Raw genomic sequence first — 3,213 nt, forward strand, 5'->3', positions numbered from 1 at the left:
GCAATGCGCGCCTGGCGCTGACAGAACCGGACGATTTGCTGGAAAGCGGGGTGGAGATCATCGCCCAGCCGCCGGGCAAGAAGCTGCAGCGCTTAAGCCTCCTGTCAGGGGGCGAGCGGTCGCTGACGGCGATCACGCTGCTTTTTGCCATGCTGGAAGTCAACCCAGTGCCATTCTGCGTGCTGGACGAAGTCGAGGCGGCCTTGGACGACGCCAATGTTGTCCGCTTTGCCCGCTTCCTGCGCCAGTACGACAGCAAGACCCAGTTTATCGTGATTACGCACCGGCGGGGAACGATGGAACAGGCTGACCAGCTTTACGGGGTGGTCATGCAGGAATCTGGGGTTTCTCAGATATTGTCGGTCTCCTTGAAAGATTTAAAAGATGAGGTATAACCGTGGGATTATTTGATCGAATCAAAAAGAGCCTGTTTGGCCAAAAAGACGAAGAGAAGCCGGAAGAGCCGAAGACCGGCCAAGAAGAAAACGGCGAAGAAGCCGCTGAAGCTGCGGCAGAAGAAAAGTCAGCTGAAGAAGTAAAAGAAACAGCCGAAGAAGAAGCTGCGGCGGAAGAAGCTGCTGAAGAAGCAGTTGAAGAAGAAGCCGAAGAGCCGGCTGAAGAAGTAAAAGAAGTTGCCGAAGAAGAAGCAAGTGAAGAGCCGGCTGAAGAAGCAGTTGAAGAAGAAGCTGAAGAGCCGGCCGAAGAAGTAAAAGAAGCTGCCAAAGAAGAAGCAAGCGAAGAACCTGCAGAAGAAGCAGTTGAGGAAAAAAATGCTGAAGCTGCCGAAGATGCAGAAACTGCGGCTGAAAAGACGACTGAGCTCTATGAAAAGGGGCTTGAGAAGACCAACAAGGGCTTTGGCGCCCGCCTCAACGCCTTTTTAGCCAAGTTCAGAACGGTTGACGAAGACTTTTTCGACGACTTGGAAGAACTGCTGATCGAATCCGACGTTGGCTATGAAACCAGCGAAGACCTGACCGACCAGCTCAGAGAAGAAGCCAAGCTGCAAAAAGCCAAGAGCCGGGATGACTTAAAACGGGTTATTGTGCAGAAGCTGGTCGAAGTTTATGACGAAAACGGCGACAGCGAGCATGAAAAGCTGACTTACGACCCTAACGCCAAGCCGAACGTCTACCTTTTTGTCGGCGTCAACGGAGCCGGCAAGACCACGACGGTCGGCAAGCTGGCCAAGCGTTTCCATGACCAGGGCAAGAAGGTGCTCTTGGTAGCGGCCGACACCTTCAGAGCCGGCGCGGTTGAACAGCTGGTTGAATGGGGCAAGCGGGTCGACGTGCCAGTCGTAACTGGTCCGGACAAGGCTGACCCGGCCGCTGTCGTATACGACGGCCTTGAACGGGCAATTGCTGAAGAAGCCGACTACCTGCTGGTCGACACGGCCGGCCGTCTGCAAAACAAGGTCAATTTGATGAACGAGCTGGAAAAGATCCAGCGGACCATCAAAAAGCGCCTGCCGGACCAGCCGGCTGAGACCCTGCTGGTTTTAGACGGGTCGACCGGACAGAACGCTCTTTTGCAGGCCAAGGACTTTGACAAGACGACCAAGCTCAGCGGCCTGGTATTGACCAAGCTGGACGGCTCATCCAAAGGCGGGGTCGTTTTGTCGATCCGGCACGAGATGAAATTGCCGGTCAAGCTGGTCGGCCTGGGCGAAAAGGCTGAAGACCTGGCTGACTTTGATGCAGCCAACTTCGCCGTCGGCTTGTTCCACGACCTGTTGTAGTTTCAGACGGGCGCAAGCAAAGAAGAAAAGTTGGAAAGTTAAGGAAGAAGATAAAAGCAATGAAAGATGATGCATGTACTTCGATTTTAGTCGGCAAAAAGGCTGCCATGGACGGCAACAATCTGATTGCCCGCAATGACGATACTTTTTCGCCGCTGAACCAGCAAAAATTTGTCGTCAACCCGGCGGTTCACGGGGAAAAGGGGCGCAAGATCAAGTCCTGGCTGAACAAATTCAGCATGGACCTGCCAGAAGACGCCTACCGCTACCCGGCAGTGCCCAACGTTGACTACAAAAAGTACGGCTACTATGAAGAAAGCGGCATTAACGAAAAGAACGTCGCCATGTCGGCAACCGAATCAACATACGGAAACGAGCGCACGCTCGCCTTTGACCCGCTGGTGACTGACGGGCTGGACGAGGACTGCATGGTCAATGTCGTTTTGCCTTACATCGTTTCGGCCAGAGACGGCGTCAAGCGCCTGGGCTCCTTGATTGCCAAGTACGGGTCAGCTGCCGGCAACTCGGTGCTTTTTTCCGACAAGGATGAAATCTGGTACATGGAAATCGTGACCGGCCACCACTGGGTAGCTCAAAGAATTCCCGATGACGCCTACGCGATTGCGGCCAACCGGGTTTCCATCCAGGAAGTCGACTTCACCAAGCCGGATGACTTCATGTGGAGCGAGGGCATCCAGGATTTCGTCGCCCAAAACAAGCTGAATCCGGATCTGGAGGGCTGGAATTTCCGCCACATTTTCGGCACCTTCACCGAACAAGACCGGCACTACAACACCTCCCGGGTCTGGTACGGGCAAAAGATCCTGAATCCAAGCATTGAGCAGGATCCAGAAGACCCCGACCTGCCGTTCATCCGCCGGGCAGAAAAAAAGATCAGCAAGGAAGACATTGAGTACATTCTGGGCTCACACTACCAGGACACGGTTTTTGATCCCTTCGGTGTAAAGGGCAGCGAGGAAGAACACCACCGCTACCGGCCGATTGGCTTGAACCGGACGCAAAATGCCCATATTCTGGAAATTCGGGCTGATCAAGAAGCCGGGCTGGCCGGCATCATGTGGCTGTGCCTGGGCGGACCAACCTTTACGCCTTTCGTGCCTTTCTTTACCAACATGAACGACACTGATCCGTCTTATAACGACACTTCCCTTGAATACCGGCAGTCTGATGCCTGGTGGTTCTACAAGTCATTGGCTGCCCTGGTGGAAAGCCACTATCCGCAGTTCGTGCAGCTGGATGCCAAGTACCTGACTGAGCTCAACCGGTATTTCCGTGCCCGGGTGGCAGAAGTCACCAAGCAGGCAGCAGGCTTGTCCGGCGAAGAGCTGACCGCCTTTTTGACCAAGGCCAATCAGGAAACCGTGGCTCACAGCCGCCAGGAAAGCGAAGAGCTTTGGGGCCAGCTTTTCAAGGAAGCCATCAAGCTGTCGAAACTGACCTTTAACATGGAC

2 protein-coding genes and 1 pseudogene are annotated in these 3,213 nt (G+C 54.3%); all 3 read left to right on the forward strand.

The window, feature by feature from the left end; all coding sequences use genetic code 11:
• Positions 1-395 (forward strand): annotated as a pseudogene (locus lacNas_RS13605) (chromosome segregation protein SMC); the annotation flags it as partial.
• A gap of 2 nt (positions 396-397) precedes the next feature.
• Entirely contained in the window at positions 398-1,741 is a 1,344-nt protein-coding gene (ftsY, locus tag lacNas_RS13610; RefSeq protein WP_201331627.1) for a signal recognition particle-docking protein FtsY, read from the forward strand.
• Between the two features lie 59 nt (positions 1,742-1,800).
• Positions 1,801-3,213, forward strand: a 1,413-nt coding sequence (locus lacNas_RS13615; RefSeq protein ID WP_201346955.1) for a C69 family dipeptidase, incomplete at its 3' end; no start/stop codon positions are given.

Source organism: Lactobacillus nasalidis (assembly GCF_016587775.1).
GTDB lineage: Bacteria > Bacillota > Bacilli > Lactobacillales > Lactobacillaceae > Lactobacillus > Lactobacillus nasalidis.